We start from the raw sequence: 24110 nt of genomic DNA on the forward strand, positions 1-24110 counted from the left end.
CTGCACGGATGAAGATCGGACTGATGACCAGCGGTGGCGACTGCCCCGGGCTGAACGCGGTGATCCGCGGCGCGGTGCTGCACGGCATCAAGACCTACGGCCACGAGTTCGTGGGCTTCCGCGACGGCTGGCGCGGGGTGCTCGAGGGCGACGTCGTGGACCTGCCCCGCACCCGGGTCCGCGGTCTCGCGCGCGAGGGCGGCACCATCCTGGGCACCTCCCGCACCAACCCCTACGACGGCCCCCACGGCGGGCCCGAGAAGATCGCGGTGACGCTCGAGCGCCACCACGTCGACGCGGTCGTGGCCATCGGCGGGGAGGGCACCCTGGCCGGGGCCAAGCGCCTGGCCGAGGCCGGGCTGCCCGTGGTGGGCGTGCCCAAGACCATCGACAACGACCTGCAGGCCACCGACTACACCTTCGGCTTCGACACGGCCGTGCAGATCGCCACCGACGCCATGGACCGGCTGCGCACCACCGGGGAGTCCCACCACCGGGCCATGGTCGCCGAGGTGATGGGCCGCCACGTCGGGTGGATCGCGCTGCACTCCGGGATGTCCGCCGGTGCCCACGCCGTGCTGATCCCCGAGCAGCAGGTGCCGATGGAGCAGGTCGCCGAGTGGGTCACGGAGGTGCACGAGCGCGGCCGCTCGCCGCTGGTCGTCGTGGCCGAGGGCTTCATCCCGGAGGGCATCGACGAGGTCGTGGCCGGCAGGGGCACCGAGGCCTCCGGGCGGCCGCGCCTGGGCGGGGTCGGGGAGTACGTCACGGAGCGGCTCGAGGCGATGACCGGGATCGAGACCCGCAACACGATCCTGGGCCACATCCAGCGCGGCGGGGCGCCCACGGGCTTCGACCGGGTGCTGGCCACCCGCTTCGGGCTGTCGGTCGTCGACCTCGTCCACGAGAAGCAGTGGGGGAGGATGGTCGCGATCCGCGGCACCGACATGGTCCGGGTGCCCTTCGACGAGGCGCTCTCCGGGCTCAAGACCGTCCCCCAGCACCGCTGGGACGAGGCGAAGGTGCTCTTCGGCCGCTGAGCGCCCGGTCGCCCGCGCCCGGACGGCGTGACGACGGCGCCCCGGTCCCCTCGGGGGCCGGGGCGCCGTCGACCGGGCGGCGCGCTCCGGGAAGGCGCGGGACCCGCGAGGAGCAGGTGGTGCCGTCGGCGGCGGACGGCCCCGGGGGCGGTCGGTGCGCTCAGGCGCGGGGACCGCGCAGGAAGCCTCCCTGGCGGCGGCCGACGACCTGCCCGGCGTCCGGGGCGACGATCACCTGCTGGGCGGCGGCCCAGCGCTCGTTGCCGTCCACGACCTCGAGCACCGCGGCGGGGTCGGTCGTGCGCTTGAGCACGGCCAGCGCGATCGGGCCCTCCTCGTGGTGCAGCTGCGCGGAGGTGACCCGGCCGACGACCCGCTCCCCCGCGCGCACCTCGGCGCCGGCGGGGGGCAGCGTGTGCTCGGAGCCGTCCAGGTCCAGCAGCACGAGGCGGCGGGGCGGGTGGCCGAGGTTGTGCACCCGGGCGATCGTCTCCTGGCCCTTGTAGCAGCCCTTCGCCAGGTGCACCGCCGTGCGCAGCAGGTCCAGCTCGTGCGGGATCGTGCGCTCGTCCGTCTCGGCGCCCCAGCGCGGGCGCCACGCGGCGATGCGCAGCGCCTCAGCGGCCCACACCCCGGCCAGCGGCAGGTCGCGGGTGCGGACCTCCAGCTCGGCGCGCGGGACCAGGTGCTCCCACCAGGTGCGCCGCTCCCCCGGGTGCGGGCCCTCGGGGTGGGCGTAGCTCCACCCCCCGGGGGCGATCCCGGGCCAGGGGTCGCGCCACGACGGGCCGTCGGCGCCGGGCACGGGCCCGGTCGCGCCGAGCACGGCCCAGTCCGCGGTCCGGTCGGCGACCTCGACGCGCAGGGCGAAGCGCATGGACTCCAGCCACCCGGCGAGCGGGGCGGTCTCCCCGGCCTCCGTGATCAGCCACGTGGTCGCGCCGTCGTCGACGACGTGGGGGGCGGTCTCGATCCGGCCCTGCACGGAGAGGAAGAGCGTCTCGGTGCCCTGTCCGGGTGCGAGCCCGGTGAGCACCTGGGAGGAGAGGGTCGTCAGCCAGCTGAGGCGGTCCGGGCCGGTGACCGTGACCACGCCCTTGTGGGAGAGGTCCACGACGGTCCCGGGGGTGCGCTCGAGGGCGCGCTGCTCGCGCAGGGGGTCGCCGTAGTGGGCGGCGACGCCGCGGTCGGCGCCGCCGGCCTCGACGGCCCCGGGCCGGGCCAGCAGCGGGGAGCGGTAGCCGGTCACGGCGCTCACCCGACCTTCCGCAGCTGGGCCGAGGCGTGGGTCGCCAGCGGGTCTCCCAGGGCGGCCATGTCCCAGGCCCAGAACAGGTCCCCGTGCACCAGCCCGTACATCCGGGTGGCGGCCGAGTACTCCTTGGCCCCCCGGGCGCGGACCACGGCGTCGGTGGCCAGGTCGATGCGCGGGCCCTTGATCTGACCGACGTAGAGCTCCGCCATCCCGCCGGGGTGGGTGAGGGTCACGAGCACGTCGAAGCCGCCGTCGGCGTTGCGCAGCCGCTCGACGTCCTCGGCGTTGCGCAGCACCGGCACGACGTCCGGCGGCAGCATCCCGGGGCCGACGTCGCCGTCCTCGAGCGGGCGGTCGAGCTGCCAGAACCCCTGCTCCGCGGTGGCCGGGCGCAGCGGCTGCCCCTCCTCGTCGAGGAGCGTGGTCTCCGCCCGGTACTGCAGGAAGGGCAGGCCGTTCTGCTCGAAGCTCACGCGCTGCCGGAAGGGACGCTGCTCGACGTCCCCGTAGCCGAGGAACCCCTCGCCCTCCCACGTGCCCAGCAGCCAGGCGAACGGGACGAGCTCGGGGGTCAGATCCGAGGGGATCTCGATGGGCACGGAACTAGTGCTGGCCCTTGAACAGGCCCATGATCACCTTGAGGGAGATCCCGGCGATGAACAGTCCGGCGATGCCCAGGAGGGCGAGGTAGAAGATCTCGAGTGCAAGCATGGGCCTAAGCTACCACGGCGCCCAGCACGCGGGCCGTGAAGACGGCGCCCACGCCCAGGAAGGCCACGGGGGTCACGCCGAGGGCCACGACGCCCCGCCGCGGCGAGGTCCGGGGGGCCGCGGCGATCACCCGGGCGCCCACGAGCGCCACGAGCCCGGCGAGCACCGCGCCGACGCCGACGAGCAGGCCCGGGTCGGCCCCGGCGGCCCGGTAGTCGGCGGCGAGGGCGATCCAGCCGGAGGAGCTGACGGCGGCCAGCACCCCGGCCGTGGAGGCGATCGCCGACTCCAGCCGCTGGGCGGCGCCCTCCCCGCGCACGAGCTCGGCCAGGAAGACGGTCATGAGCGCGACCCCCACGACCGCGGGCAGCCACACGAGCTGCTGGCCGGGCAGCACCTGCACCAGGGCCGCCGCCACGACGCCGGCGGCGCTCATGACGACGTTGTGCCGGTGCCGGGCGGGGATCCCGGTGGCGGCGGGCCAGCCGAAGCCGATCACCACGGACATCGCCACGGCCAGCAGCAGCGGCACGGGCGGACCGGCCGCCACCGCGCCGAGCGCCGCGAGCAGGGTGAGGACGCTGCAGGCGGCGATCATGGCGTATCTCATGCGCACCTCGTGGACGGTCGGTCCGGGCCCGGCCGGGCAGCCGGCGGGGGCCGGGCCGGCGGCCCGGGCACCTGCCACGATAGCGGCTGGCCCGCGCCCGGGCCCGCCGCGCGCCGGGACCGGCGGACGGGCCGACCTATACTGACAGCTCACTGCGTCCGGCGAAGGGAAGAGACCCGCGTGTTCCAGATCCTGCTGCTGACCGACGCGGACGGACCCTCGACCTCGGTGCTGCCGGCGCTGGACCTGCTCAACCACCGGGTGGTGGCGCTGCCCACGCGCGCCGTCTCGGGCGGGCTCGACGGCCACGAGCCCGACGTGGTGCTGCTGGACGGGCGCAGCGACCTGATCACCGCCCGCAACCTCGCCCAGCTGCTCACCGCGAAGGGGCTCGAGGCGCCGCTGCTGATGGTCCTCACCGAGGGCGGGATGGCGGCCGTGGCCGCGAACTGGATGGTCGACGACGTCGTGCTCGAGACCGCCGGCCCCGCCGAGGTCGAGGCCCGGCTGCGCCTGGCCTCCGCCCGCGGCGCCGTGCCGGAGACCGAGGACGGGACGCTCATCCGGGCCGGGGCCGTGACCATCGACGACGCCGCCTACTCCGCCCACGTCAACGGCCAGCCGCTGAACCTGACGTACAAGGAGTTCGAGCTGCTCAAGTACCTGGCCCAGCACGCCGGGCGCGTGTTCACCCGGGCCCAGCTGCTGAGCGAGGTCTGGGGCTACGACTACTACGGCGGCACGCGTACGGTGGACGTGCACGTGCGGCGGCTGCGGGCCAAGCTCGGCGCCGACCACGAGAACCTGATCACGACCGTGCGCAACGTGGGCTACAGCTTCTCCACGGCCCGCGGCCGCACCCCCTGAGCGGGGCCGCACCCCGCGCGACCCGCCCGACCCGTTCAGCCCGCAGGAGGCCCTCCCGTGCCGCAGCCCGCGCCGCACCGACTCGATCGCCCCGCCGTCCCGCCCGCCGCGGAGCTCGCCGCCCTCGCGGCCCGGGCCGCGGCCGCCGACGGAGACCCGCCGTTCTCCGACCAGACCCTCGTGGAGCTGCGCTCGGGCGGTCCGGGCCGGGTCCGCACCGTCCTGGGCCGGGATGCCGGCGGCGAGCTCGCCGGCGCCGCCGTGGCCGTGCAGGACGCCGGGGTCCCCGTCGTCGAGCTGGTCGTGGACCCCGCCCACCGCGGGCACGGGCTGGGCGGGGCGCTCGCGGCCGCGCTCGCCGCGGAGCTCACCGGCCCCGTCCGCGCCTGGGCCCACGGCGGGCACCCCGGCGCCGCGGTGCTGGCCGCCCGCCACGGGCTGCGGCCCGTGCGCGACCTGCACCGGCTGCTGCGCCCGCTGCGCGGCGCCGCGGACCTGCCGCTGCCCGACGCCCTGCCGGCCGGCTTCCGGCTGCGCGCGTTCGAGCCGGGCCGGGACGAGCAGGAGTGGCTGCGGGTCAACGCCGCGGCCTTCGCCGACCACCCGGAGCAGGGCCGGATGAGCCTCGAGGACCTGCGCGAGCGCGAGGCCGAGGCCTGGTTCGACCCCGCGGGGTTCCTCCTGGCCGTGCCCGAGGACGACCCGGGGACCGTCGCGGGCTTCCACTGGACCAAGATCCATCCCGGCGAGGACGGACGCCCGCCGCTGGGCGAGGTCTACGCCGTGGGCATCGCCCCCGAGCACCAGGGGGCGGGGCTGGGCCGGGCGCTCACCGCCGCCGGCGTCAACCACCTGGCCCGCAGCGGGCCCGCCGAGGTCATGCTCTACGTGGACGGGGACAACACCGCGGCGATGCGCCTGTACGAAGCGCTGGGCTTCCGCCCCTGGCACCTCGACGTGATGTACGCCGGGGAGCTGCCGGCCCGCGGGACCGGGGAGGACGCGTGAGCGCCCCGCGGCAGGACGGCGGGGGCGCCCGCGGGGCCGCCGCGCCCGGCGCACGGGCCGGGGACGGCACGGACTCCGTGACCGGCGGGACCGGCGCCGCCCCCGGGCACCCGCGGGGCCACGGCGACCGGGACCGGATCGACGACCCCCTGCCCGCGGTCCCGCAGGTGCTCGACGGCCACCACGGGCCCGAGCGCTTCCTCGACCGGGAGGCCAGCTGGATCGCGTTCAACACCCGGGTCCTCGAGCTCGCGGAGGACCCCGAGCTGCACCTGCTGGAGCGGGTGCAGTTCCTGTCCATCGTCGCCTCGAACCTCGACGAGTTCTTCATGGTCCGCGTCGCGGGGCTCAAGCGGCGCATCGCCACCGGCATCGCCCGGCCCGCGGCCTCGGGGCTGTCCCCCGCCGCGCAGATGGAGGAGATCGCGGCCCGCGCCCACGAGCTCATGGCCCGCCACGCCCGCGCCTTCCACGAGCTGGTCCGGCCCGAGCTCGCCCGCGAGGACATCCACCTCGTGGGCTGGGCGGACCTCGACGAGGACGCCCGGCGGCGGCTCTCCCAGGACTTCCGGCAGCGGGTCTTCCCGATCCTCACGCCGCTGGCGGTCGACCCGGCCCACCCGTTCCCCTACATCTCCGGGCTCAGCCTCAACCTCGCCGTGCTCGTGCGCAACCCCGTGTCCGGCAAGCGGCTCTTCGCCCGCCTGAAGGTCCCCGACCAGCTGCCCCGGTTGCTGTCCGCGGACGGGCCCCGGGCCGGCTCCCGGCCGGGGCGGCAGGTGCGCTTCATCCCGCTCGAGGACGTGATCGCCGAGCACCTCGACGAGCTGTTCCCCGGCATGGAGATCGAGGAGCACCACGCCTTCCGCGTCACCCGCAACGAGGACCTCGAGGTCGAGGAGGACGACGCCGAGAACCTGCTGCAGGCCCTCGAGAAGGAGCTGCTGCGCCGCCGCTTCGGCCCGGCCGTGCGCCTGGAGGTCACCGACCGGATCGGGGCGGAGGTCCTGGACCTGCTCGTCTCCGAGCTGGGCATCGACGAGACCGAGATCTACCGGCTGCCCGCGCCCCTGGACCTGCGCGGGCTCGGGGTGATCGCCGGCATCGACCGCCCGGAGCTGCACTACCCCCGGCACGTGGCCCACACCTCCCGCTACCTCAACGCCGCCGAGACGGCCAAGGCCGCCGACGTCTTCGCCGCGACCCGGGCCCAGGACGTGCTGCTGCACCACCCCTACGACTCCTTCGCCACGAGCGTGCAGGCCTTCCTCGAGCAGGCCGCCGCCGACCCGCGGGTGCAGGCGATCAAGCAGACGCTCTACCGCACCTCCGGGGACTCCCCGATCGTCGACGCCCTGATCGACGCCGCCGAGGCCGGCAAGCAGGTCCTCGCGCTGGTGGAGATCAAGGCCCGCTTCGACGAGCAGGCCAACATCTCCTGGGCCCGCAAGCTCGAGCAGGCCGGGGTGCACGTGGTCTACGGGATCGTGGGGCTGAAGACCCACTGCAAGCTCTCCCTGGTGGTGCGCCAGGAGGAGCACGGGCTGCGCCGCTACGTGCACATCGGCACCGGCAACTACCACCCCTCCACCGCCCGCTACTACGAGGACCTCGGGCTGCTGACCTGCGACCCGGAGGTCGGGGAGGACGTCTCGAGGCTGTTCAACCAGCTCTCCGGCTACGCGCCCAAGACCGAGTTCCGCCGCCTGCTCGTGGCCCCGCGCTCGGTGCGCTCGGGGCTGATCGACCTCGTGGAGGCCGAGATCGCCCACCACCGGGCGGGACGGCCGGCGCGGATCCGGGTCAAGTGCAACTCGATGGTCGACGAGGCCGTCATCGACGCCCTCTACCGGGCCTCCCAGGCCGGGGTGCCGGTCGACGTGGTCGTGCGCGGGATCTGTGCGCTGCGCCCCGGGGTGCCGGGGCTGTCGGAGACGGTGCGGGTGCGCTCGGTGCTGGGCCGGTTCCTGGAGCACTCCCGCGTCTACGCGTTCTGCAACGGCGGGGACCCGCTGGTCTACATCGGCTCGGCGGACATGATGCACCGCAACCTGGACCGGCGCGTCGAGACGCTCGTGCGGATCACCGCCCCCCACCAGGCCCGCGCCCTGGTGCGGCTGCTGGAGCGCTACGCCGCGGACACCACGAGCAGCTGGCACCTGGACGCGGACGGCACCTGGACCCGCCACCACCGCGACGAGCACGGCCGCCCGCTGGAGGACGTCCAGGAGTGGCTGCTGCGCAGCCGGGTCTCCGGGCTGCGGACGCTGTGACCGGGCCCTCGGGCGCGGGCCGGGCGGCGGCGCGGCCGGTACCATCGGACAGGCGCCGCCGGACGGCCCGGTTCCCGGGTCCCGGCCGGGGCGACGGCCACGGACCGGGACGACCCCCGGCCCGCCAGCACGGACAGGGGACGGGAGGGCGACCATGCCCAGGACCGCCGGGACACGCGCGACGACGACCGCGGAGCGCGGCACCGGGAGCCGCACGGTGAGCATCCCGTCGCGCAGCTCGTCGCGCACGGCCTACCGCAGCTCCGAGCCGGGCCCCGACGGGCCCCCGGCCGACGTCCTGGCGGCGGGCTGCCTGTGCTGGCGCCGCGCCGGCGAGGGCCTGGAGGTCCTCCTCGTCCACCGGCCCCGCTACGACGACTGGTCCTTCCCCAAGGGCAAGCAGGACGACGGCGAGACGCTGCCCGAGACCGCCTGCCGCGAGGTGCGCGAGGAGGTCGGGCTGCTCCCGCGCCTCGGGGTCCCCCTGCCGGCGATCCGCTACCCCGTGGGGGACTCCGTCAAGGACGTCCTGTACTGGGCCGCGGAGTTCGGCCCCGGCGCCCGGCCGGCCCCGGACGGCAAGGAGGTCGACGAGGTCCGCTGGGTCGACCCGGACGCGGCCCGGGGGATGCTCGGCAACCGCTCCGACGTGGCGCCCCTGGACCGTCTCGTGGCCCTGCACGGGGCCGGCGACCTCGCCACCCGCCCCGCGATCGTGGTGCGCCACGCCAAGGCCAAGCCGCGCTCGTCCTGGTCCCGCGCCGAGGGCGACCGCCCGCTCGCGGCGACCGGCAAGCGCCAGGCCCTGGCCGTGACCCGCCTGCTCCAGGCCTGGTCCCCGGAGCGGGTCCTCACCTCCCCGTGGCTGCGCTGCCTCTCCACCGTGGTGCCCTACGCCCGCAAGGCCGGGGTCAAGGTCCGCGAGCGCCCGCAGCTGACCGAGGCCGCCCACCGGCGCCACCCCCGCAAGGCCGCCGCCGTGGTGCAGACGGTCCTGGACAAGGACGCGCCCGTGGCCCTGTGCACGCACCGGCCCGTGCTGCCCACCGCCCTCAGCGTCCTCGCCCGGCAGATGGACCCGCGGCTCGCGGCGCAGCTGCCGCAGAAGGACCCGTGGCTCTCCCCCGGGGAGCTGCTCGTGCTGCAGGTCTCGCGCCGGCACCGCCGCCGGGTCGTGTCCGTGGAGCTCGTGAAGCCCTTCGACGACTGATGCCCCCTCTTCCGATCCCAGGAGCCGCCCGCATGACCGCCCCCGCCTCCCCCGGGCCCGTGCCCACGCCCTACGAGGACCTCCTGCGCGAGGTGCTCGAGCAGGGGGTGCACAAGGCCGACCGCACCGGCACCGGCACGCGCAGCCTCTTCGGCCGCCAGATCCGCTTCGACCTCGCGGAGTCCTTCCCGCTGCTGACCACCAAGCGGGTGCACTTCCGCTCGGTGGCCCTCGAGCTGCTGTGGTTCCTGCGGGGCGAGTCCAACGTGCGCTGGCTGCAGGAGCGCGGGGTGAGCATCTGGGACGAGTGGGCGGACGAGGACGGCGAGCTCGGCCCGGTCTACGGCGTCCAGTGGCGGTCCTGGCCCGTCCCGGGCGGCGGGTCGATCGACCAGATCGCGAAGGTCGTGGAGCAGATCCGCACGACCCCCGACTCCCGCCGCCACGTCGTGACGGCGTGGAACCCCGCCGAGGTCGACGAGATGGCGCTGCCGCCGTGCCACGCGCTGTTCCAGTTCTACGTCGAGCCCCGCCCGGAGGGACCCGCACGGCTGTCCTGCCAGCTCTACCAGCGCTCCGCGGACATGTTCCTGGGGGTGCCGTTCAACATCGCCTCCTACGCGCTGCTCACCGTGCTGGTCGCCCAGCAGACGGACCTGGTGCCCGGGGAGTTCGTGTGGACCGGCGGGGACTGCCACGTCTACGACAACCACCTCGAGCAGGTCCGCGAGCAGCTCTCCCGCGAGCCCTACCCGTACCCGCGGCTGCGCCTGGCCCGCCGCCCGGCGACGGTCTTCGACTACGCCTACGAGGACTTCGAGCTCCTCGGCTACCGCCACCACCCCGCGATCCCGGCCCCGGTGGCGGTGTGAGCGGCGGGCGCGGCCCCGTGGTCGGGGCGATCTGGGCACAGACCCCCGGCGGGGTGATCGGCCGCGACGGCGGGATGCCCTGGTCCGCGCCGGAGGACCTCGCGTTCTTCCGCCGCACGACCACCGGCCACCCGGTCGTGATGGGCCGGCGCACGTGGGAGTCGTTCCCCGAGCGCTTCCGCCCCCTGCCGGACCGGACGAACATCGTGGTCACCTCCGCCCCGGAGCGGGTCGCCGGGGAGGGCGTGCTGACCGCCGGGTCGTGGGCCGGGGCCGTGGAGCGGGCGCTCGCCGCCCCGGGGGCGGAGCGGATCTGGGTCATCGGCGGGGCCGTGCTCCTCGCCGAGGCCCTCGCGGACGGGCCCCACCCGGTGACCGAGGCGCTCGTGACGACGATCGGCCTCGACGTCGAGGGCGACACCTTCGCCCCCGTGCTCGACGACGCCGTCTGGGACACCGAGCCGGTCGTGGCGCCCTCGGTCTCCCGCGGCGGACCCACCTGGCGCGTGGACCGGCGCACCCGGCGCTGAGCCGGGCCGGCACCGCCGTCGTCCCCGGTCTCCCGCGGCGGACCCACCCGGCGCGGGGACCGGCGCACCCGGCGCCGAGCCGGGCCGGCACCGCCGTCGTCCCCCGGGTCCGCCCCGCCCCTGCCCGGGGAGGGGGCGCGCCGCCGTTCCCCCGGCGGCGGAGCTCGGGTAGCGTGATGATCCCCACAGCGACCAGGAGGCCGACCGTGACCGACCAGCATCCCGCGCCGAGGATCCACGAGGACCCGAGCCTGCGCGTCGTCCGCAACGACGACCGCGAGCGCTTCGAGCTGTGGCGGGACGAGCAGTTCATCGGCTTCGAGGCCTTCGAGGAGCACGAGGACGGGACCGTGGAGCTGCGCACCACGATCGTGGGCGAGCAGTTCGGCCGCCAGGGCTACGCCCGCACGCTCGTGACGATGCTGCTCGAGGACGCCCGGGCGCAGGGCCGGCGCGTGTGCGCCACCTGCCCCTACGTGCAGGAGTACCTGCACCGCTTCCCCCAGTACCAGGACCTGCTGGCGCCGTCGTGCGAGCTGCCGCCCGCCCCGGCCGTGCGCGAGAAGCGGCGGCGGTGGTCCCTCCCTCGCGCCCACTAGACTGGGGGCCATGACTTTTCGCTCGGGTGACCAGGTAGGGTTCGTCGGCTGGCGCGGCATGGTGGGCTCCGTGCTCGTGCAGCGCATGCAGGAGGAGGGGGACTTCGCGGGCATCGACCCGGTGTTCTTCTCCACCTCCAGCGCCGGGCGCACCGCACCGGACCCGGCCGGGACGGGCGACCCCGGCGTGCTGCAGGACGCCTACGATCTCGAGGCGCTCTCCCGGCTGCCGGTGGTCGTGACCGCCCAGGGCGGGGACTACACCAAGGACGTGCACGCGAAGCTGCGCGCCTCGGGCTGGGACGGGCTGTGGATCGACGCCGCCTCGACCCTGCGGATGTCCGAGGACGCGATCATCGTCCTGGACCCGGTCAACCGCGACGTCATCGACCGCGGCCTCGAGCGCGGGGTGAAGGACTTCGTGGGCGGCAACTGCACCGTCTCCTGCCTGCTCATGGGCCTGGGCGGGCTGTTCCGCAACGACCTCGTGGAGTGGGCGACCTCCATGACCTACCAGGCGGCCTCCGGCGGCGGGGCCCGGCACATGCGCGAGGTGCTCCAGCAGTTCGGGGACCTGCACGGGGCCGTCGCGGGCGAGCTCGCCGACCCGGCCTCGGCGATCCTCGAGATCGACCGCAAGGTCCTGGCCGCCCAGCGCGGCGACGCCCTGGACACCACCATGTTCGGCGCGCCCCTCTCCGGGTCCCTCATCCCCTGGATCGACGCCGACCTCGGCAACGGCCAGTCCCGCGAGGAGTGGAAGGCCGCCGCCGAGACCAACAAGATCCTCGGGCGCACCGACCGGTACGCCCAGGACTGGGTGCCCATGGACGGGCTGTGCGTGCGGATCGCCACGATGCGCTCCCACTCCCAGGCGCTGACGATCAAGCTGCGCGAGGACCTGCCGGTCGAGGAGGTCGAGCGGATCATCGACGCCGACAACGAGTGGGCCACGGTCGTGCCCAACACCAAGGAGGACACGGTCCGGGAGCTGACCCCCGTGGCGACCTCCGGGACCCTCACCATCCCGGTGGGGCGGATCCGCAAGCTCTCCGTGGGGCCGGGCTACATCAGCGCCTTCACGATCGGCGACCAGCTGCTGTGGGGCGCGGCCGAGCCGCTGCGCCGGATGCTGCGCATCGCGACCGGGACCCTCTGAGCCCGTGACCGCCGACGCGGAGGGCATCCCGGCCGGTCTCTCGGTCGACCCCGCGGACCCGGCCCCGCCCTCCGAGCAGCTGCGCCGGGCGGTGCTGCGCGGCCGGGAGGACGGCACCCTGCCGGCCGGCACGCGCCTGCCGCCGGTGCGCCGGCTCGCCGAGGTGCTGGGCCTGGCCGCCAACACGGTCGCCAAGGCCTACCGCGAGCTGGAGGCCGCCGGGGCGATCGAGACCCGCGGGCGCCGGGGCAGCTTCGTGCGCGGCGGGGAACCGGCCGAGGAGCGCGCGGCCCGGGCGGCCCGCCGGTACGCCGAGGAGGTCCGGGCGCTGGGGCTGGCCCCGGAACGGGCCCTCGCCCTGGTCGCCGCCCAGCTGGGGCGTTCCACGCCTGCCAGCGCCGCCACACCGTGAGCACCTGCCGCTTGGCCCACAGGTTCAGCCGGTGCGCCCAGTGGAACTCCGTTCCCCACACGCCCAGGCCCAGGAAGATCGCGACCCACCCCGGGCCGGGGGTGACGAGCATGATCAGCCCGGCCAGCACGAAGATCCCGCCGAGCACGGTGACGAAGGTCTTGTACGCGGCGAACAGCGCCGGGTGCCCGCGCGACCAGGTGCGCAGCCGGCCCAGGGCCTGGCGCACCCGGCCCTGGGAGCTCTCGCCCTGGGCGATCTCCTCCTCGATGCCGCCGCTCACGGGGACCGCCGCCTCAGACCGCCGTGCCCACGAGCACCGGCTCGGCCACGAGCTCCACGCCGTAGACGGAGGCGACCCCGTCGCGCACGGTGCGGGCCAGGGCCATGAGGTCCGCCGCGGAGGCTCCGCCCCGGTTGGTCAGGGCCAGCGTGTGCTTGGTGGACAGGGCCGCCCGCCCCCCGGCGACGTCGGCCCCGTCCAGGCCCAGCCGCTCGTTGCGGGTGCCCGGCAGCCCGAAGCCCCTGCCGAAGCCGGCGTGGTCGATCAGCCACGCCGCCGAGAGCTTGACGCGGTCCTCGACCGGCCGTCCCCGCGCGTCCACGACCGGGAACCGGGGGGCGTCCTGCGGGACCCGGTCGCCGAGGGCGCCGAGGGCCAGGACCGGGTTGGTGAAGAAGGAGCCGGTGCTGTAGGTGTCCCGGTCGGCGGGGTCCAGCACCATGCCCTTGCCGGCGCGCAGGGCCAGCACGGTCTCGCGCACCTGCCGCAGCGGGGCCCGCTCCCCCGCGGCCACGCCGAGACGGCGGGCCAGCTCCGCGTAGCGCACGGGCGCGCTCTCGGCGCCGCGGCCGAGGCGGAAGCGCACCGCGAGGACCACGTGGCGCGGGGAGCCGTCCACGGTGGTCCGCTTGAGCAGGGAGTCGCGGTAGGAGAAGGCGAGCTCGCCGGGACCGAGCTCGCGCACCCGCCGGTCCTGCCGGTCCCAGACCCGCACGAGCTCGATGGTCTGGGCGACCTCCTGGCCGTAGGCCCCCACGTTCTGGACGGGGGTCGCCCCGGTCGTGCCGGGGATGCCGGAGAGCGCCTCGACGCCCACGAGCCCGTCCCGGACCGCGCGGGCCACGAGCTCGTCCCAGGAGTGGCCGGCCTGCACCTCGAGCAGCACGGAGTCCGCGTCCTCGGCGAGGACCTCGACCCCCCGGGAGACGACGTGCACGACCGTGCCGGCGAACCCGGCGTCGGCCGCGATGAGGTTCGAGCCGCCGCCCACGAGCAGCACCGCCCGTCCGGCGTCGTCGGCCGCGGCGACGGCGTCGACGAGGCCCTGCTCGTCCTCGGCGCGCACGTAGTCCTGGGCGGGCCCGCCCACGGCGGCCGTGGTGAGCTCTGCGATGCGGGGGGCTGTCATGGGCGCCAGTCTAGCGAGCACCGTGCCCCGGGGGTGCCCGGGCGCGGGCACGCCCGGGGGGTCAGGGCAGGCGGACGACGGCCTGGGCCTTGACCAGGACCTTCAGCGCCGGCGCGGTCCCCGGGTCGGCGCCCTCGGCGGAGAGGTCGGGGGCGGTGACGGCCAGGTCGACGCGCGCGGTGCGGGTCTCGGTGTCGAGCGCCCCGATCGTGCCGGTGACGGTGAGGGCCGTGGAGGGCTCGACCTCGGTGCCGAAGCGGTTGGGCACGACGACGGGCTTGGTGAAGCGCGTCTGGTAGTCGACGACGGCGCCGGGGTCGCCGGCCCAGTCGACGACGAGCTGGACCGCCGCGCCCATGGTGAGCATGCCGTGGGCGATGACGTCGGGCAGGTCGACCGAGCGGGCGAACGCCTCGTTCCAGTGGATGGGGTTCAGGTCGCCGGAGGCCCCGGCGTAGCGCACCAGGTCGGCGCGGGAGAGCTCGATCCGGCGCGTGCCGATCTCCTGCCCCTTGGCGAGGTCCTCGAGTGCGGGCACGGTCACTGCTCCTCTCCGCGCACCAGCAGGGACGAGACGGTCGTGGCGACCCGCTCCCCCGCGGTGGTGCTGATCTCGGTGCGGGACGTCACCATCGCCCCGGCGCCCATCGCGCGCACCTGGTCCACGTGGACCTCGGCGACGAGCTCGTCGCCGGCGACGACGGGGCGGTGGTGGGTGAAGCGCTGGTCGGCGTGGACCACGCGCGAGAAGTCGATGCCGGCCTCGGGGTCGGCGACCAGGGCGGCGTCGGCCCGCTGGGCGACGACGATGGCGAAGGTCGGCGGGGCGACGAGGTCGGCGTGCCCGAGCGCGCGGGCGGCGCCGACGTCGTGGTGGGCCGGGTGGTCGGCGCGCACGGCACGGGCGAACTCGCGGATCGCCTCCCGTCCCACGCTGTAGGGCTCGGCCGGCGGGTAGCTCCGTCCGACCAGATCGGGGTTCACGGGCATGGCAGCTCCTCACCGGCGGGACCGCCCGCCGGACGGCGGGCGCCCGCCCAGTCTACGGCCGTGCCGCGGGGACGCCGGGCGCGGTGCCCGGCGCAGATCCGACTCGGAACGGGAACAGGCCCGCGACCGGTGGGTCGCGGGCCTGTGGCCGTAGCGGTGGACGGGCTCGATCCGTCGACCTCACGATTATGAGTCGTGCGCTCTAACCAGCTGAGCTACACCGCCAGGGATGACGAGAACCCGCGGTTCCCGGCCGCAGGGCCGGGCCGCGGGACCTCATCAGGAGAGCCCCGACCGGGAATCGATCCCGGGACCTCCATCTTACCAAGATGGCGCTCTACCACTGAGCTATCGGGGCAACGACGAAGACTCTACCAGCACGTTTCGGCAAATGAGAAATCGGCGCCGGTCCGCGCCCGGCCCGCCTCCGGGAGCCCTCCGTGGGCCCTCCGTGGGCCCTCCGGGGACGTCCCGGCGCCGCCTCCCCGCGGCACCGGCCGTGGCCGGCCACCGCCGGGCACGGGGCAGGACGGAGGGCGCGGGGCCGGGCTCAGTCGTCCCCGTCGTCGTCCCGGTCCTCGTCCCGGTCGTCGTCCGCGTCGTCGTCGCCGGCGGGCGGTGCGGGCTGGACGGGGACCGGCACCTGTTCGGGCGCCGGGGCGGGCGGGAGGGCGGGCGGCGCCACGGCGGAGTCGTCGGGGGCGCCCCCGGCCGCCGGGGCGGGCCCCCCGGTGTCCTGCGCGGGTGCACCGGCGTCCTGCGGACCGGCCGGGGGCGTGGAGGCGCCGGCCTCCGGGTCCGCGGTGCGGACCGTGCCGGGCTCCGGGGTGCCGGAGGTGCCGGAGGTGCCGGGCTCCGGGGTGCCGGTCACGGACACCCCGTCGCGCACGACCTCGACGCGGTCGGGCTCCCGGGCGGCGGTCCACAGCAGCACCGCGAGCACCGAGACGAGCAGCAGGCCGAGCACCGGCCACAGGATCTTCATGGCACCCATCGTCGCCCACGGGCTTGAGACCGGCATGAGAACATGAGAACCCTCTCAGCGGTCCCCGGGCCGGACCGGGTCGAGGGGCCCGTCCGCGAGCGCGGCGTCGAGCAGCTGCTGGGCCAGGGGGCGCCAGCGCGGCCGGAACGCGTAGACGCAGGCCAGGCGCAGGCGGGTCGCGGCCGCGTGGACGGCCAGCCGCGCCGGGTCCACCGCCAGCTCGTCCGCGACGGCGGCCACGGCCGCCCGGCCCACCGCGCGCCGGTCCGGGCCGAGCAGCCCCTGGGCGTGGCGCAGGTCCAGGTGCACGGCCAGGTTGGCGAGGTCCAGGGCCGGCTCCCCCACCGCGGCGGTGTCGAGGTCCAGGGCCCCGATCCGCTCGCCGTCGAAGAGCAGCTGCTGGTCGTGCAGGTCCCGGTGCAGGACGGCACGGTCCCGCCGGGGCGCGGGCAGGCCGGTCAGCCGCCGCCCGAGCCGGACGGCCAGGGCGCTCACGGCCCCGGGCGGGGCGTCGAGGAGCCCGGGGAACGCGTCCAGGTGCGCGGCCCAGCGCGCCAGCGTGCGCGCCTCGTCCTCGGCGGCGTGCTCGGGCAGCAGACCCGGTGCCGGAAGGGCGCGCGCGAGCCGCGGCCACGCCGCGGCCCAGGCCGCCCAGGCGGCGTCCACCTCGCCGCGGGGACCCTCCGCGCCCAGGGCGTGCAGGCTGCGGCCGGGCAGCACGGCGAGCTCCAGGGCGTGCTCCCCGGCGCGCAGCACGCGGGGCACGGCCAGCCCGGCCGCCGCGCCGAGGACGCGCACCCGCTCGGAGAGCTCGGCCGCCCGCGGCGCCCTGCCGCGGGCGAGGAGCTTGACGTAGCGCTCCGGGGCCGCGACCACGGCGCGGCGGCTCAGCCGGTGGACGACGAGCTCCCCCGTCCGCGCCGCGGCGGGCAGCCCCGGCAGCCGGAGGTCCCGGGCGAACGGGCTCAGGCGGACGAGCCGGCCCGCGGGCCCGGGCACGGACTCCCCCGCCCATCGGCGCTACGTACCGGGCGGGCGCGCCCGGGTCCCCGCCGGCCCGGGCGGCGAGGTCGCCGTCCCCGTACCAGGGGTAGTGCAGCACGTGCGCGGAGCCCGGTCCGGCGAGCGGACGGGGCGGGGCCGCGGGGGCGAGCACGGGGATCCCGGCGGCGGCCAGGCGCGCCAGCAGCCGCGGGTCCACCGGGGACGGGCGGGCGGTGACCTTCGTGACGAGAGCGCCGCCGGGTCCCTCCCGGCGCAGCACGGCGCGGCGGCGGGGGTTGTAGCGCAGCAGGGTGCCCGGCTCCCCGTGCCCGAGGCCCCGGGCGAGCCGCGGGTCGAGCCGGGCGAGGTGGACCGCGAGCTCGGGGTCGGCCCCGGCGCGGCCCAGGGCCACCCGGTGCCCGGCGGCGCCGGGGGCCTCCCGGACCAGCACGGCGCCGTCGTCGTCGAGGGCGCGCCGGCCGCGGCCGGCGAACTTCTGGAGCAGGGCCCCCGAGGCGGTCGTCGCGGCCCAGTGCACGGCCCCGGTGCGGGGGCAGCGCACGCGCACCACCGCCGAGACCCCGGGCTTGTAGCGCAGGGCGCCCGTGACCGGCGGCGCTCCGAGCACGTCGGCGAACAGCTCCCCGAGGCGCGCCGGGTCGAGCAGGACCGCGAGCCCGGGCAGGGAGGCGGCGGTGGCGGGCAGCCCGGCGCTCACCGGAGGACCTCCGGCCGCTCGTGCGCGCCGGGACCGGGCGCGGCCGCCCCCTCGTCCCGCCGGGCCCGCTGCTGCTCGACCCAGGCGGCGAAGGGACCGTCGGGGTCGGCGAGCAGCTCCGCGGGGGTGCCGTCGAGCAGGATCCGCCCGTCCTGCAGCCACAGCACCCGGTCGGCGGACAGGGCCAGGGCGGCGTCGTGGGTCACGGCCAGGGAGGTCCGCCCGCGCACGAGCCGGCGCAGCGCGGCGACGACCTCGCGGGCCGCCTCGGGGTCCAGCCCGGTGGTCGCCTCGTCGAGCACGACCACGGGGGCGTCGCGCAGCAGGGCTCGGGCGATGGCCAGGCGCTGGCGCTGCCCGCCCGAGACGGTCGAGCCCCGCTCCCCGACCGGGGTGTCGTAGCCCCGGGGGAACGCGGAGACGAACCCGTGGGCCTGCGCGGCCCGGGCGGCCTGCTCGACCTCGGCGTCCGTGGCGCCGGGGCGGCCGAGACGGATGTTCTCTCGCACGCTGCCGTGGAAGAGCACGGAGTCCTGCAGCAGCAGGGCCACGCTCCCGCGCACGGTGGCCAGGCTCAGCAGGCGCAGGTCGTGGCCGTCGAGGGACACGGACCCCGCCACGGGGTCCATGCTGCGCACCAGCAGGGCGGCGAGCGTGGACTTCCCGGACCCGGAGGGCCCGACGACGGCGACGTGCTGACCGGCGGGGACGCGCAGGTCGATCCCGCGCAGCACGGTGGGCGCGCCGGCGGCGGGGTCCCCGTGGGCGGCCTCGACGCCGGCGAGGACGAGCTCCCCGCGGACCCCCTCGAGGGTGCGCGCACCGGGGAGCTCGCGGACGTCGGGGACCTCGTCCACCAGCTCGGCGACGCGCTCCCCGGAGGCGGCGGCGCGGGCGATCCGCCCGGTGTACTTGGCCAGGTCCCGCAGGGGCTTCATGCAGGTCTTGAGGTAGGTGGTGAACAGCACGAGGTCGCCCAGGGTCATCGCCCCCTCCAGCACCCGCAGCCCGCCGCCGACCACGACGGCCGCGGTGGCCACGCCCACGATCACGTCCGTGGAGCGCTCGAGGCCCGCGGCCAGGCGCCGGGAGCGCACGCCCTCGGTGAGGGCCTGGCCGTTGGCGGCGCGGAACGTGCGGGCCGTGGCCTCCTCGAGCCCGTAGGCCTGCACGGTGCGGATCGCGCCGAGGGCCTCGTGGGCGGTGTTCGCGAGCGCCGCCTCCCCCTGGCGGGTGCGGCGGGAGGCCTGGGTGATCCGGGCGGCGGAGCCGCGCCCGACGGCCAGGAACGCGAGCAGGGCCAGGACGACGACGGCGGCCAGCAGCGGGTCCAGCACGACCATGACCGTGCACATGGCCACGAGGGTGACGACGTTGGCCAGCAGCGGCAGCCCCGCGCCGACGGCGGCCTCCTGCAGCCGGCCGATGTCGGAGACGAGACGCTGGACGGTGTCCCCGGTGCGGGCCACCGCGTGGTAGCGGGCGGAGAGGGCCTGGACGTGGTCGAAGACCCGGGCGCGCAGCACGGTGGTGACGCGGGAGCCGACGAGGGCGAAGGCGACCGTGGCGAGGAAGCTGCACAGCGCCCGGAAGCCCGTGATCGCCACGGTGGCCAGCCCGGCCGCGAGCAGCAGCTCCCACGAGGCCTCGGGGATCCAGCCGTCGACGTTCTGCGCGCCGAGGGAGCGGGAGAGCGCGTCCACGACGACCTTCAGCGGCCAGGGCTCGAGCACCCGGAACGCGACCTCCGCCAGGAGCACGAGCACCCCGCCCGCCACGAGCAGGCGGTGCTCGCGCACGTGCGGGCCGATCAGGGCGAGGGTGCGCCGCACCGCGCGGAGGTCGACCCGTGCCCGGTCCCCGCGGCTCACGCCGGCACCGCCCCGGTGCGCCCCGCCGCACGCCGTCCGGCGGCGGGCGGCGGGGCGGCCCGGCCCCCGGGGTGCTCGAGGGCGGTGCCGGCGAGGACCCGGCCCAGCACCGCGTCCCAGGAGTGCCGGTCCACGGCCTCGCGGCGGGCGGCCCGGCCCATCCCCCGGCGCCGCGCCGGGTCGGCGACCAGGGCGTCCACGGCGCGGGCGAGGGCGGCGGGGTCGGAGCCGGGCACGAGCAGGCCGGTGGTCCCGTCCTCGACGACCGAGGGGATCTGCCCCACCGCGGAGGCGACCACGGGCAGCGCCGCGGCGGCGTACTCGTAGAGCTTCAGCGGCGAGAAGTACTGCTCTTCCGCCGCCCGGGCCGCCGGGTAGGGGGCGGCGGCGACCGCGCAGTCGTGCAGCAGCCCCGGCACGGCGGCGGGGGCCACGGCGCCGGTGAACTCGACGGTAACGCCCAGCGCGGCCGCGAGCCGCTCGAGCGCGGCCCGCTGCGGGCCGTCGCCGACGATCCGCAGCCGCCAGTCGCGCGCGGCCGCCGCCCGGGCGCGCACGAGGTGCTCCACACCGTGCCAGGGCTTGAGCGTGCCCACGAAGACGACGACGGGCGGGGCCGGGTCCGGGCCCTCGGCGGCGGCGTCGGCGCAGGGCCCGACCCGCCGGGGGTCGACCCCGTTGGGGGCGACCACGACCCGCCCGGCCGGGGCGCCGGTGCGCTGCCGGACCCACCGGGCGACCGGGGCGGAGACGCACGCGGTGCGCTCGGCGGCGGCGACCTGGGCGGCCAGGGCGGCGTGGGCGGCGGCCCCGTCCACGAGGTCCCGGTGGGTGCGCTGCTCGTCGATCAGCGGGGCGTTGACCTCGAGCACGCCGGGGACCCCGAGGCGGGCCGTGACCTCGGCGAGAGCGGTGGAGAACAGGGAGTAGCGCTCGTGGACGGCGTCGGCGCCGTCGGCCGCCGCGCGCTCGGCCAGCAGCCGGGCGGCCCGGGCCTGGGCGCGCTCCCGGGCCGCCACCCGGGCGGTGCGGTCCGCGTCCCCGGTCGCGGGCGGGGCGGGCACGGGGACGTGGACGACGGGGACCTCGCGCAGGTCGGCGGGCACGTCCTCGCCGAGGCGCGTCGCGTAGAGGCGGACCTCGGCGCCGCGGGCCCGCCAGGCGCGCAGCACCTCCTGGACGTGCACGGAGGCGCCCTTGGTCCCGAACACGGGCACGCCGGGATCGGCGCAGAGATAGGCCAGACGCATCAGCGCAGCGCTCCTTCGGGGGCGGGGGCCGCGGGGGCCGGGTCGGTCGGGCGGGCGGGGGGCGCGGGCGGCAGCAGCGCCCGCAGCGCCGCGGCCTGCCGGGCGCCGTCGTGCTCGCGCTCGACGAGGGCGCGGGCGGCGCGCGCCGTGCCGACCCGGTCGAAGCCGGGGTCCGCGGCGCGGGCGAGCGCCCGGGCCAGGGCCGCGACGTCGTCGGCGGGCACGAGCAGCCCGGTGCGCGGGGGCCCCTCCCGCACGGCCTCGGGGATGCCGGTGACGTCGGTGGCGACCACGGGCACGCCCATGGCCATCGCCTCGAGCAGGACGGTGGGCAGCCCGTCGGCGTTGCCGTCGGGACCCACGACGCAGGGGGCGGCGAAGACGTCGGCGGTGCGCAGCAGGGCGGCGACCTCGGCCTGGGTGCGGGGGCCGAGCAGCTCGACGGCGTCCTCGAGGCCCAGCCGTGCCGCGAGCGCCCCCAGCGGCCCGGCGAGCTCACCGCCGCCGGCGATGCTCAGGCGCAGGGACCGGCCCTCGGCGCGCAGGCGGGCGGCGGCGTGCAGGAGCCGGTCGAAGCCCTTCTTCGGCACGAGCCGGCCCACGGCGGCCACGTGCAGCCGCTCCCCCGGCGGGCGCGGGTCCCGGTAGGGGAAGCGCTCGAGCTCGAGGCCGTTGCGGACCAGCCGCAGCGTCGCGGCGTGCTCGGGGAACCGGCCGGCCAGGTGGCGGCGGTTGTGCTCGGAGATCGCCACCACGGTCCGGGCCCGCGCGAGGGTGCGCCGGAGGCGGTCCGGGTCCACGGACTCGTGGAAGATGTCCTTGGCGTGGGTCGTGACGGTGAAGGGCACGCCGGTGAGCCGGGAGGCGATCTCGGCGACGCGGGCGGCGAGGGACGCGAAGTGGGCGTGCAGGTGCGTGATCCCGTGCTCCACGACGGCCGTGGCCAGGGCCACCCCCTGGTGGACCTCGGAGGCCTCGGTGCGGGCGAGCTCCGGCAGCAGCGCGGCCAGCCGCCCGGCGAAGCCGGGGACGACCTCCGCGGCGCGGGCGAGCACCGCCCAGCCCTCCGCGGCCCGCTCGGGCCGGCCGACGTGGGTCACCGGCGCCTGGACGCGGGCCGGTTCGGGGTGGAAGCGCGGGTCGGTGCTGTGGCGCAGGGAGAAGATCTCCAGCTGCTCGCCCTGGGCCTCGCGGGCGAGGATCTCGGAGACCACGAAGGTCTCGGAGAAGCGCGGGTAGACCTTCAGGACGTAGCCGACGCGGTGTCCGGGGGCGCTCACCGGGCACCTCCGGCGTACGAGGGGGCGGGGGCCTCCGGCGCCGCGGGCGGGCCGGCGGGGCCGCGGGCCGCGAGCAGCCCGGCGGCGAGCACGGGCACCGTGCGCAGCCCGTCGAGGGCGAGGTGGTGGCGGGTCCGCACGGTCCCGACGGCGCGGTGCAGCCACGCCTCGACCGCCCCGGTGGTGAGCGCGCCGGGGCTCAGCACGTCCACGGCCCCGCGGGCCTGCAGCGCCCGGGCGCGGATCAGCTGCTCGCGGCGGGGCCGCTCGCGCGGGACCACGAGGGCGGGGGTGGTGGTGGCGAGGACCTCGGCGACCGAGTTGTAGCCGCCCATCGAGACCACCGCCGCGGCCTCGCGGACCTCGGCCAGGGCGTCGGGCACGCTGGGCAGCACGGTGGTGCCGGGCCGGGCGGCCGCGCGCACCCGGGCGAGGTCCGCCGCCGGCATCTGGGGCCCGGCGACGACGACGTGACCGTGGCCGTGGGGCACCCGGGCCCGGGCCGCGGCGAGGGTCAGGGCGGCGCCGTCGGAGCCGCCCCCGGCCATGGACAGGACGTAGGGCCGGCCCGTGCCGCTCGTGCGGGGCCCGGCCTCCCGCCCGGTCGCGAGGTAGCCGGTGTGCCGCACCAGGTCGGCGAGCCGGGCGGGGACCTCGCTGGTGGCGACGGGGTCGTGCACGGCGGGGTCGCCGTAGACCCAGACCTGGTCGTAGACGCGGCGGACGAGCTCGAGGTCCCCGAGGGCGGCCCACTCGCGGGCGGCGGCGGCGGGCTCGTCGAGCACCTCCCGCAGGCCGAGCACGACCGCCGTGCCCGGGTGCGCGGCGCGCAGGCGCAGCAGCGGTCCGAGCAGCTCCCGGTCCACGCCCCAGGCGTGGCGGTCGACGACGACGAGGTGGGGCCGGAAGCCGGTGAGGGCGGCGTCGAGCAGGCCCGAGCGCAGGGCGGTGAGCCGGTCCATCCCGACGGCGAGGCCCCGGGGGGCGTAGCCGCCGCCGGTCTTGCGGATGCCCGGCAGCACCACCCGGTCGAAGCCCTCCGGCAGTCCGGGAACGGCGGTGGCGTCGACCCCGGTGAGCAGCATCCCGGAGACCCGGCGGCCGGTCGTGGCGGGCAGGGTGCGGGCCAGGGCCCGGGCCAGCGCCAGGTTCCGGCGGGTGTGGCCGAGGCCCTGGGAGTCGTGCGAGTACAGCACCACCCGCAGTTCGGTCTCGCGCATCGTGTCCTCCTCGGCGGGGCGCCGGCGTCTCCGGCGCTGTCCGTGGGTTCCCACGGTGCCGGACGAACATGATGCGAACATGAGCCGTTCATGAAAAGGCTCTCATCCGCCCGCCGGTGCTCCGCGCACCGGCGGTGGGGTTCCCCGGGGTCCGGCCGCGGTGCCCCCGCGGTGCGCTCAGCGGGCGGCGAGGCGGTAGCCGGCCCCCCGCACGGTGACGATCCGCTCGGGGCCCAGCTTGGTGCGCAGGTAGCGGACGTAGACGTCGACCACGTTGGAGGAGCCCTCGAAGTCGTGGCCCCAGACCTTGTTCAGCAGCTGCTCCCGGGTCAGCACCTGCCCGGGGTGCTGCACGAAGGCGCGGGCCATCGCGAACTCGCGGGCGGAGAGCTCCACCTCCCGTCCCTCGACCACCGCGCAGCGCGTGTTGACGTCGAGGGAGAGCGAGCCGCAGCGCAGCTCCTCGCGGGCCGGGTCGTGGGCGGCCCGCTCCCGCAGCCGGGCCCGGACGCGGGCGAGCAGCTCCTGGAAGCGGAAGGGCTTCGCGAGGTAGTCGTCGGCGCCCTTGTCCAGGCCGGCGACCGTGTCCTCCACGGAGTCCCGGGCCGTGCACATGATCACCGGCAGGGTGAAGCCCATCGAGCGCAGCACGGAGAGCACGGTGAACCCGTCCATCCCGGGCAGGCCGACGTCGAGGACGAGCAGGTCGAAGTCCCCGGTGCTCGCCCAGTCCAGGGCGGTCGGGCCGTCCTCCACGACGGTCGTGGTGTAGCCGGCCGCGCGCAGGCCCTTCTGGATGAAGCGCGAGATCCGCTCCTCGTCCTCGGCGATGAGGATGGTGGCCATGGGGTTCC

General features: G+C 76.8%; 23 protein-coding genes, 2 tRNA genes and 1 pseudogene. 10 read left to right on the forward strand and 16 right to left on the reverse strand.

The genetic code is table 11. The features are described 5' to 3' along the window. Positions 1-8 precede the first annotated feature (8 nt). The gene (locus AS188_RS14200) at positions 9-1040 is read left to right on the forward strand and encodes a 6-phosphofructokinase (RefSeq protein ID WP_058859392.1); all 1032 of its coding nucleotides are present in this window, start codon (positions 9-11) and stop codon (positions 1038-1040) included. A 160-nt stretch (positions 1041-1200) separates the two neighbouring features. Here AS188_RS14200 and ygfZ read toward each other — a convergent pair whose 3' ends face one another. From ygfZ to AS188_RS14215, 3 genes are all read right to left on the reverse strand, one after another. After that, complete coding sequence (gene ygfZ / locus AS188_RS14205; RefSeq protein ID WP_236945134.1) at positions 1201-2289, reverse strand: CAF17-like 4Fe-4S cluster assembly/insertion protein YgfZ; 1089 nt, start codon at positions 2287-2289, stop codon at positions 1201-1203. A gap of 5 nt (positions 2290-2294) precedes the next feature. Continuing rightward, positions 2295-2894 (reverse strand): nitrobindin family protein, encoded by a 600-nt coding sequence (locus AS188_RS14210; RefSeq protein ID WP_058859393.1) that lies wholly within the window; start codon positions 2892-2894, stop codon positions 2295-2297. 116 nt (positions 2895-3010) lie between these two features. Beyond that, the gene (locus AS188_RS14215) at positions 3011-3616 is read right to left on the reverse strand and encodes a hypothetical protein (RefSeq protein ID WP_058859394.1); all 606 of its coding nucleotides are present in this window, start codon (positions 3614-3616) and stop codon (positions 3011-3013) included. A gap of 180 nt (positions 3617-3796) precedes the next feature. Here AS188_RS14215 and AS188_RS14220 point away from each other — a divergent pair, with 180 nt between their 5' ends. The 9 genes from AS188_RS14220 to AS188_RS14260 all read left to right on the forward strand — a co-directional run bounded on the left by AS188_RS14220 (position 3797) and on the right by AS188_RS14260 (position 12546). Beyond that, on the forward strand, positions 3797-4483 hold the full coding sequence (locus AS188_RS14220) for a response regulator transcription factor (RefSeq protein WP_058859395.1): 687 nt from the start codon (positions 3797-3799) through the stop codon (positions 4481-4483). Positions 4484-4540: 57 nt separating this feature from the next. Then, positions 4541-5491: a mycothiol synthase gene (gene mshD, locus AS188_RS14225; protein ID WP_058859396.1), complete on the forward strand. Its 951-nt coding sequence runs from the start codon at positions 4541-4543 to the stop codon at positions 5489-5491. Positions 5492-5568: 77 nt separating this feature from the next. Continuing rightward, the gene (locus AS188_RS14230) at positions 5569-7764 is read left to right on the forward strand and encodes an RNA degradosome polyphosphate kinase (protein WP_058859967.1); all 2196 of its coding nucleotides are present in this window, start codon (positions 5569-5571) and stop codon (positions 7762-7764) included. A 223-nt stretch (positions 7765-7987) separates the two neighbouring features. After that, on the forward strand, positions 7988-8974 hold the full coding sequence (locus AS188_RS14235; RefSeq protein WP_261766185.1) for an NUDIX hydrolase: 987 nt from the start codon (positions 7988-7990) through the stop codon (positions 8972-8974). Positions 8975-9006: 32 nt separating this feature from the next. Continuing rightward, positions 9007-9846 (forward strand): thymidylate synthase, encoded by an 840-nt coding sequence (locus AS188_RS14240; protein WP_058859397.1) that lies wholly within the window; start codon positions 9007-9009, stop codon positions 9844-9846. Further along, entirely contained in the window at positions 9843-10376 is a 534-nt protein-coding gene (locus AS188_RS14245; RefSeq protein ID WP_236944995.1) for a dihydrofolate reductase, read from the forward strand. Before AS188_RS14240 ends, AS188_RS14245 begins: the two co-directional genes overlap by 4 nt. Positions 10377-10582: 206 nt before the next feature. Continuing rightward, positions 10583-10975 carry a GNAT family N-acetyltransferase gene (locus AS188_RS14250; protein WP_058859398.1) on the forward strand — a complete coding sequence of 131 codons (393 nt, stop codon included), beginning with the start codon at positions 10583-10585 and terminating at the stop codon, positions 10973-10975. Positions 10976-10985: 10 nt separating this feature from the next. Further along, positions 10986-12134, forward strand: coding sequence for an aspartate-semialdehyde dehydrogenase (asd, locus tag AS188_RS14255; protein WP_083529478.1), 1149 nt, complete (start codon positions 10986-10988; stop codon positions 12132-12134). 4 nt (positions 12135-12138) lie between these two features. After that, positions 12139-12546, forward strand: a complete 408-nt coding sequence (locus tag AS188_RS14260) for a GntR family transcriptional regulator (protein WP_236944996.1) — start codon at positions 12139-12141, stop codon at positions 12544-12546. 64 nt (positions 12547-12610) lie between these two features. Here AS188_RS14260 and AS188_RS17565 read toward each other — a convergent pair. The 13 genes and pseudogenes from AS188_RS17565 to AS188_RS14320 form a co-directional block, all read right to left on the reverse strand. Then, positions 12611-12658 (reverse strand): annotated as a pseudogene (locus tag AS188_RS17565) (PGPGW domain-containing protein); the annotation flags it as partial. Between the two features lie 184 nt (positions 12659-12842). After that, positions 12843-13958, reverse strand: coding sequence for a UDP-N-acetylmuramate dehydrogenase (locus tag AS188_RS14265; RefSeq protein WP_058859400.1), 1116 nt, complete (start codon positions 13956-13958; stop codon positions 12843-12845). Positions 13959-14019: 61 nt separating this feature from the next. Continuing rightward, a complete protein-coding gene (locus tag AS188_RS14270) occupies positions 14020-14496 on the reverse strand; it encodes a MaoC/PaaZ C-terminal domain-containing protein (protein ID WP_373865646.1) in 477 nt (158 codons plus the stop codon). Positions 14497-14498: 2 nt separating this feature from the next. Continuing rightward, on the reverse strand, positions 14499-14948 hold the full coding sequence (locus AS188_RS14275) for a MaoC family dehydratase N-terminal domain-containing protein (RefSeq protein WP_058859402.1): 450 nt from the start codon (positions 14946-14948) through the stop codon (positions 14499-14501). A 151-nt stretch (positions 14949-15099) separates the two neighbouring features. Continuing rightward, positions 15100-15173 (reverse strand) — tRNA-Met (locus AS188_RS14280). Between the two features lie 61 nt (positions 15174-15234). Beyond that, positions 15235-15306 (reverse strand) — tRNA-Thr (locus AS188_RS14285). Positions 15307-15498: 192 nt separating this feature from the next. Next, positions 15499-15933 (reverse strand): hypothetical protein, encoded by a 435-nt coding sequence (locus AS188_RS14290; RefSeq protein WP_058859403.1) that lies wholly within the window; start codon positions 15931-15933, stop codon positions 15499-15501. 54 nt (positions 15934-15987) lie between these two features. Next, positions 15988-16932, reverse strand: coding sequence for a phosphotransferase family protein (locus tag AS188_RS14295; RefSeq protein WP_058859404.1), 945 nt, complete (start codon positions 16930-16932; stop codon positions 15988-15990). A 699-nt stretch (positions 16933-17631) separates the two neighbouring features. Next, entirely contained in the window at positions 17632-19506 is a 1875-nt protein-coding gene (locus AS188_RS14300) for an ABC transporter ATP-binding protein (RefSeq protein WP_058859405.1), read from the reverse strand. Then, positions 19503-20756, reverse strand: a complete 1254-nt coding sequence (locus AS188_RS14305; protein WP_083529479.1) for a glycosyltransferase family 4 protein — start codon at positions 20754-20756, stop codon at positions 19503-19505. Before AS188_RS14305 ends, AS188_RS14300 begins: the two co-directional genes overlap by 4 nt. Beyond that, positions 20756-22036: a glycosyltransferase gene (locus AS188_RS17265; RefSeq protein WP_186815366.1), complete on the reverse strand. Its 1281-nt coding sequence runs from the start codon at positions 22034-22036 to the stop codon at positions 20756-20758. The genes AS188_RS14305 and AS188_RS17265 overlap by 1 nt, the downstream gene beginning before the upstream one ends. After that, on the reverse strand, positions 22033-23256 hold the full coding sequence (locus AS188_RS17270) for a glycosyltransferase family protein (RefSeq protein WP_058859406.1): 1224 nt from the start codon (positions 23254-23256) through the stop codon (positions 22033-22035). Before AS188_RS17270 ends, AS188_RS17265 begins: the two co-directional genes overlap by 4 nt. Positions 23257-23433: 177 nt before the next feature. Next, entirely contained in the window at positions 23434-24102 is a 669-nt protein-coding gene (locus tag AS188_RS14320; protein WP_058859407.1) for a response regulator transcription factor, read from the reverse strand. Positions 24103-24110 lie beyond the last annotated feature (8 nt).

It is taken from the genome of Kocuria flava (assembly GCF_001482365.1).
Lineage (GTDB): Bacteria > Actinomycetota > Actinomycetes > Actinomycetales > Micrococcaceae > Kocuria > Kocuria flava.

What these genes read in the sequence shown, in the direction of transcription:
- AS188_RS14200 (WP_058859392.1), top strand. Translation starts at nt 9, where the DNA reads ATGAAGATCGGACTGATGACCAGCGGTGGCGACTGCCCCGGGCTGAAC.
- AS188_RS14215 (WP_058859394.1), bottom strand. Translation starts at nt 3,616, where the DNA reads ATGAGATACGCCATGATCGCCGCCTGCAGCGTCCTCACCCTGCTCGCG.
- AS188_RS14240 (WP_058859397.1), top strand. Translation starts at nt 9,007, where the DNA reads ATGACCGCCCCCGCCTCCCCCGGGCCCGTGCCCACGCCCTACGAGGAC.
- asd (WP_083529478.1), top strand. Translation starts at nt 10,986, where the DNA reads ATGACTTTTCGCTCGGGTGACCAGGTAGGGTTCGTCGGCTGGCGCGGC.
- AS188_RS14265 (WP_058859400.1), bottom strand. Translation starts at nt 13,958, where the DNA reads ATGACAGCCCCCCGCATCGCAGAGCTCACCACGGCCGCCGTGGGCGGG.
- AS188_RS14275 (WP_058859402.1), bottom strand. Translation starts at nt 14,948, where the DNA reads ATGCCCGTGAACCCCGATCTGGTCGGACGGAGCTACCCGCCGGCCGAG.
- AS188_RS14290 (WP_058859403.1), bottom strand. Translation starts at nt 15,933, where the DNA reads ATGAAGATCCTGTGGCCGGTGCTCGGCCTGCTGCTCGTCTCGGTGCTC.
- AS188_RS14305 (WP_083529479.1), bottom strand. Translation starts at nt 20,756, where the DNA reads ATGCGTCTGGCCTATCTCTGCGCCGATCCCGGCGTGCCCGTGTTCGGG.
- AS188_RS17270 (WP_058859406.1), bottom strand. Translation starts at nt 23,256, where the DNA reads ATGCGCGAGACCGAACTGCGGGTGGTGCTGTACTCGCACGACTCCCAG.
- AS188_RS14320 (WP_058859407.1), bottom strand. Translation starts at nt 24,102, where the DNA reads ATGGCCACCATCCTCATCGCCGAGGACGAGGAGCGGATCTCGCGCTTC.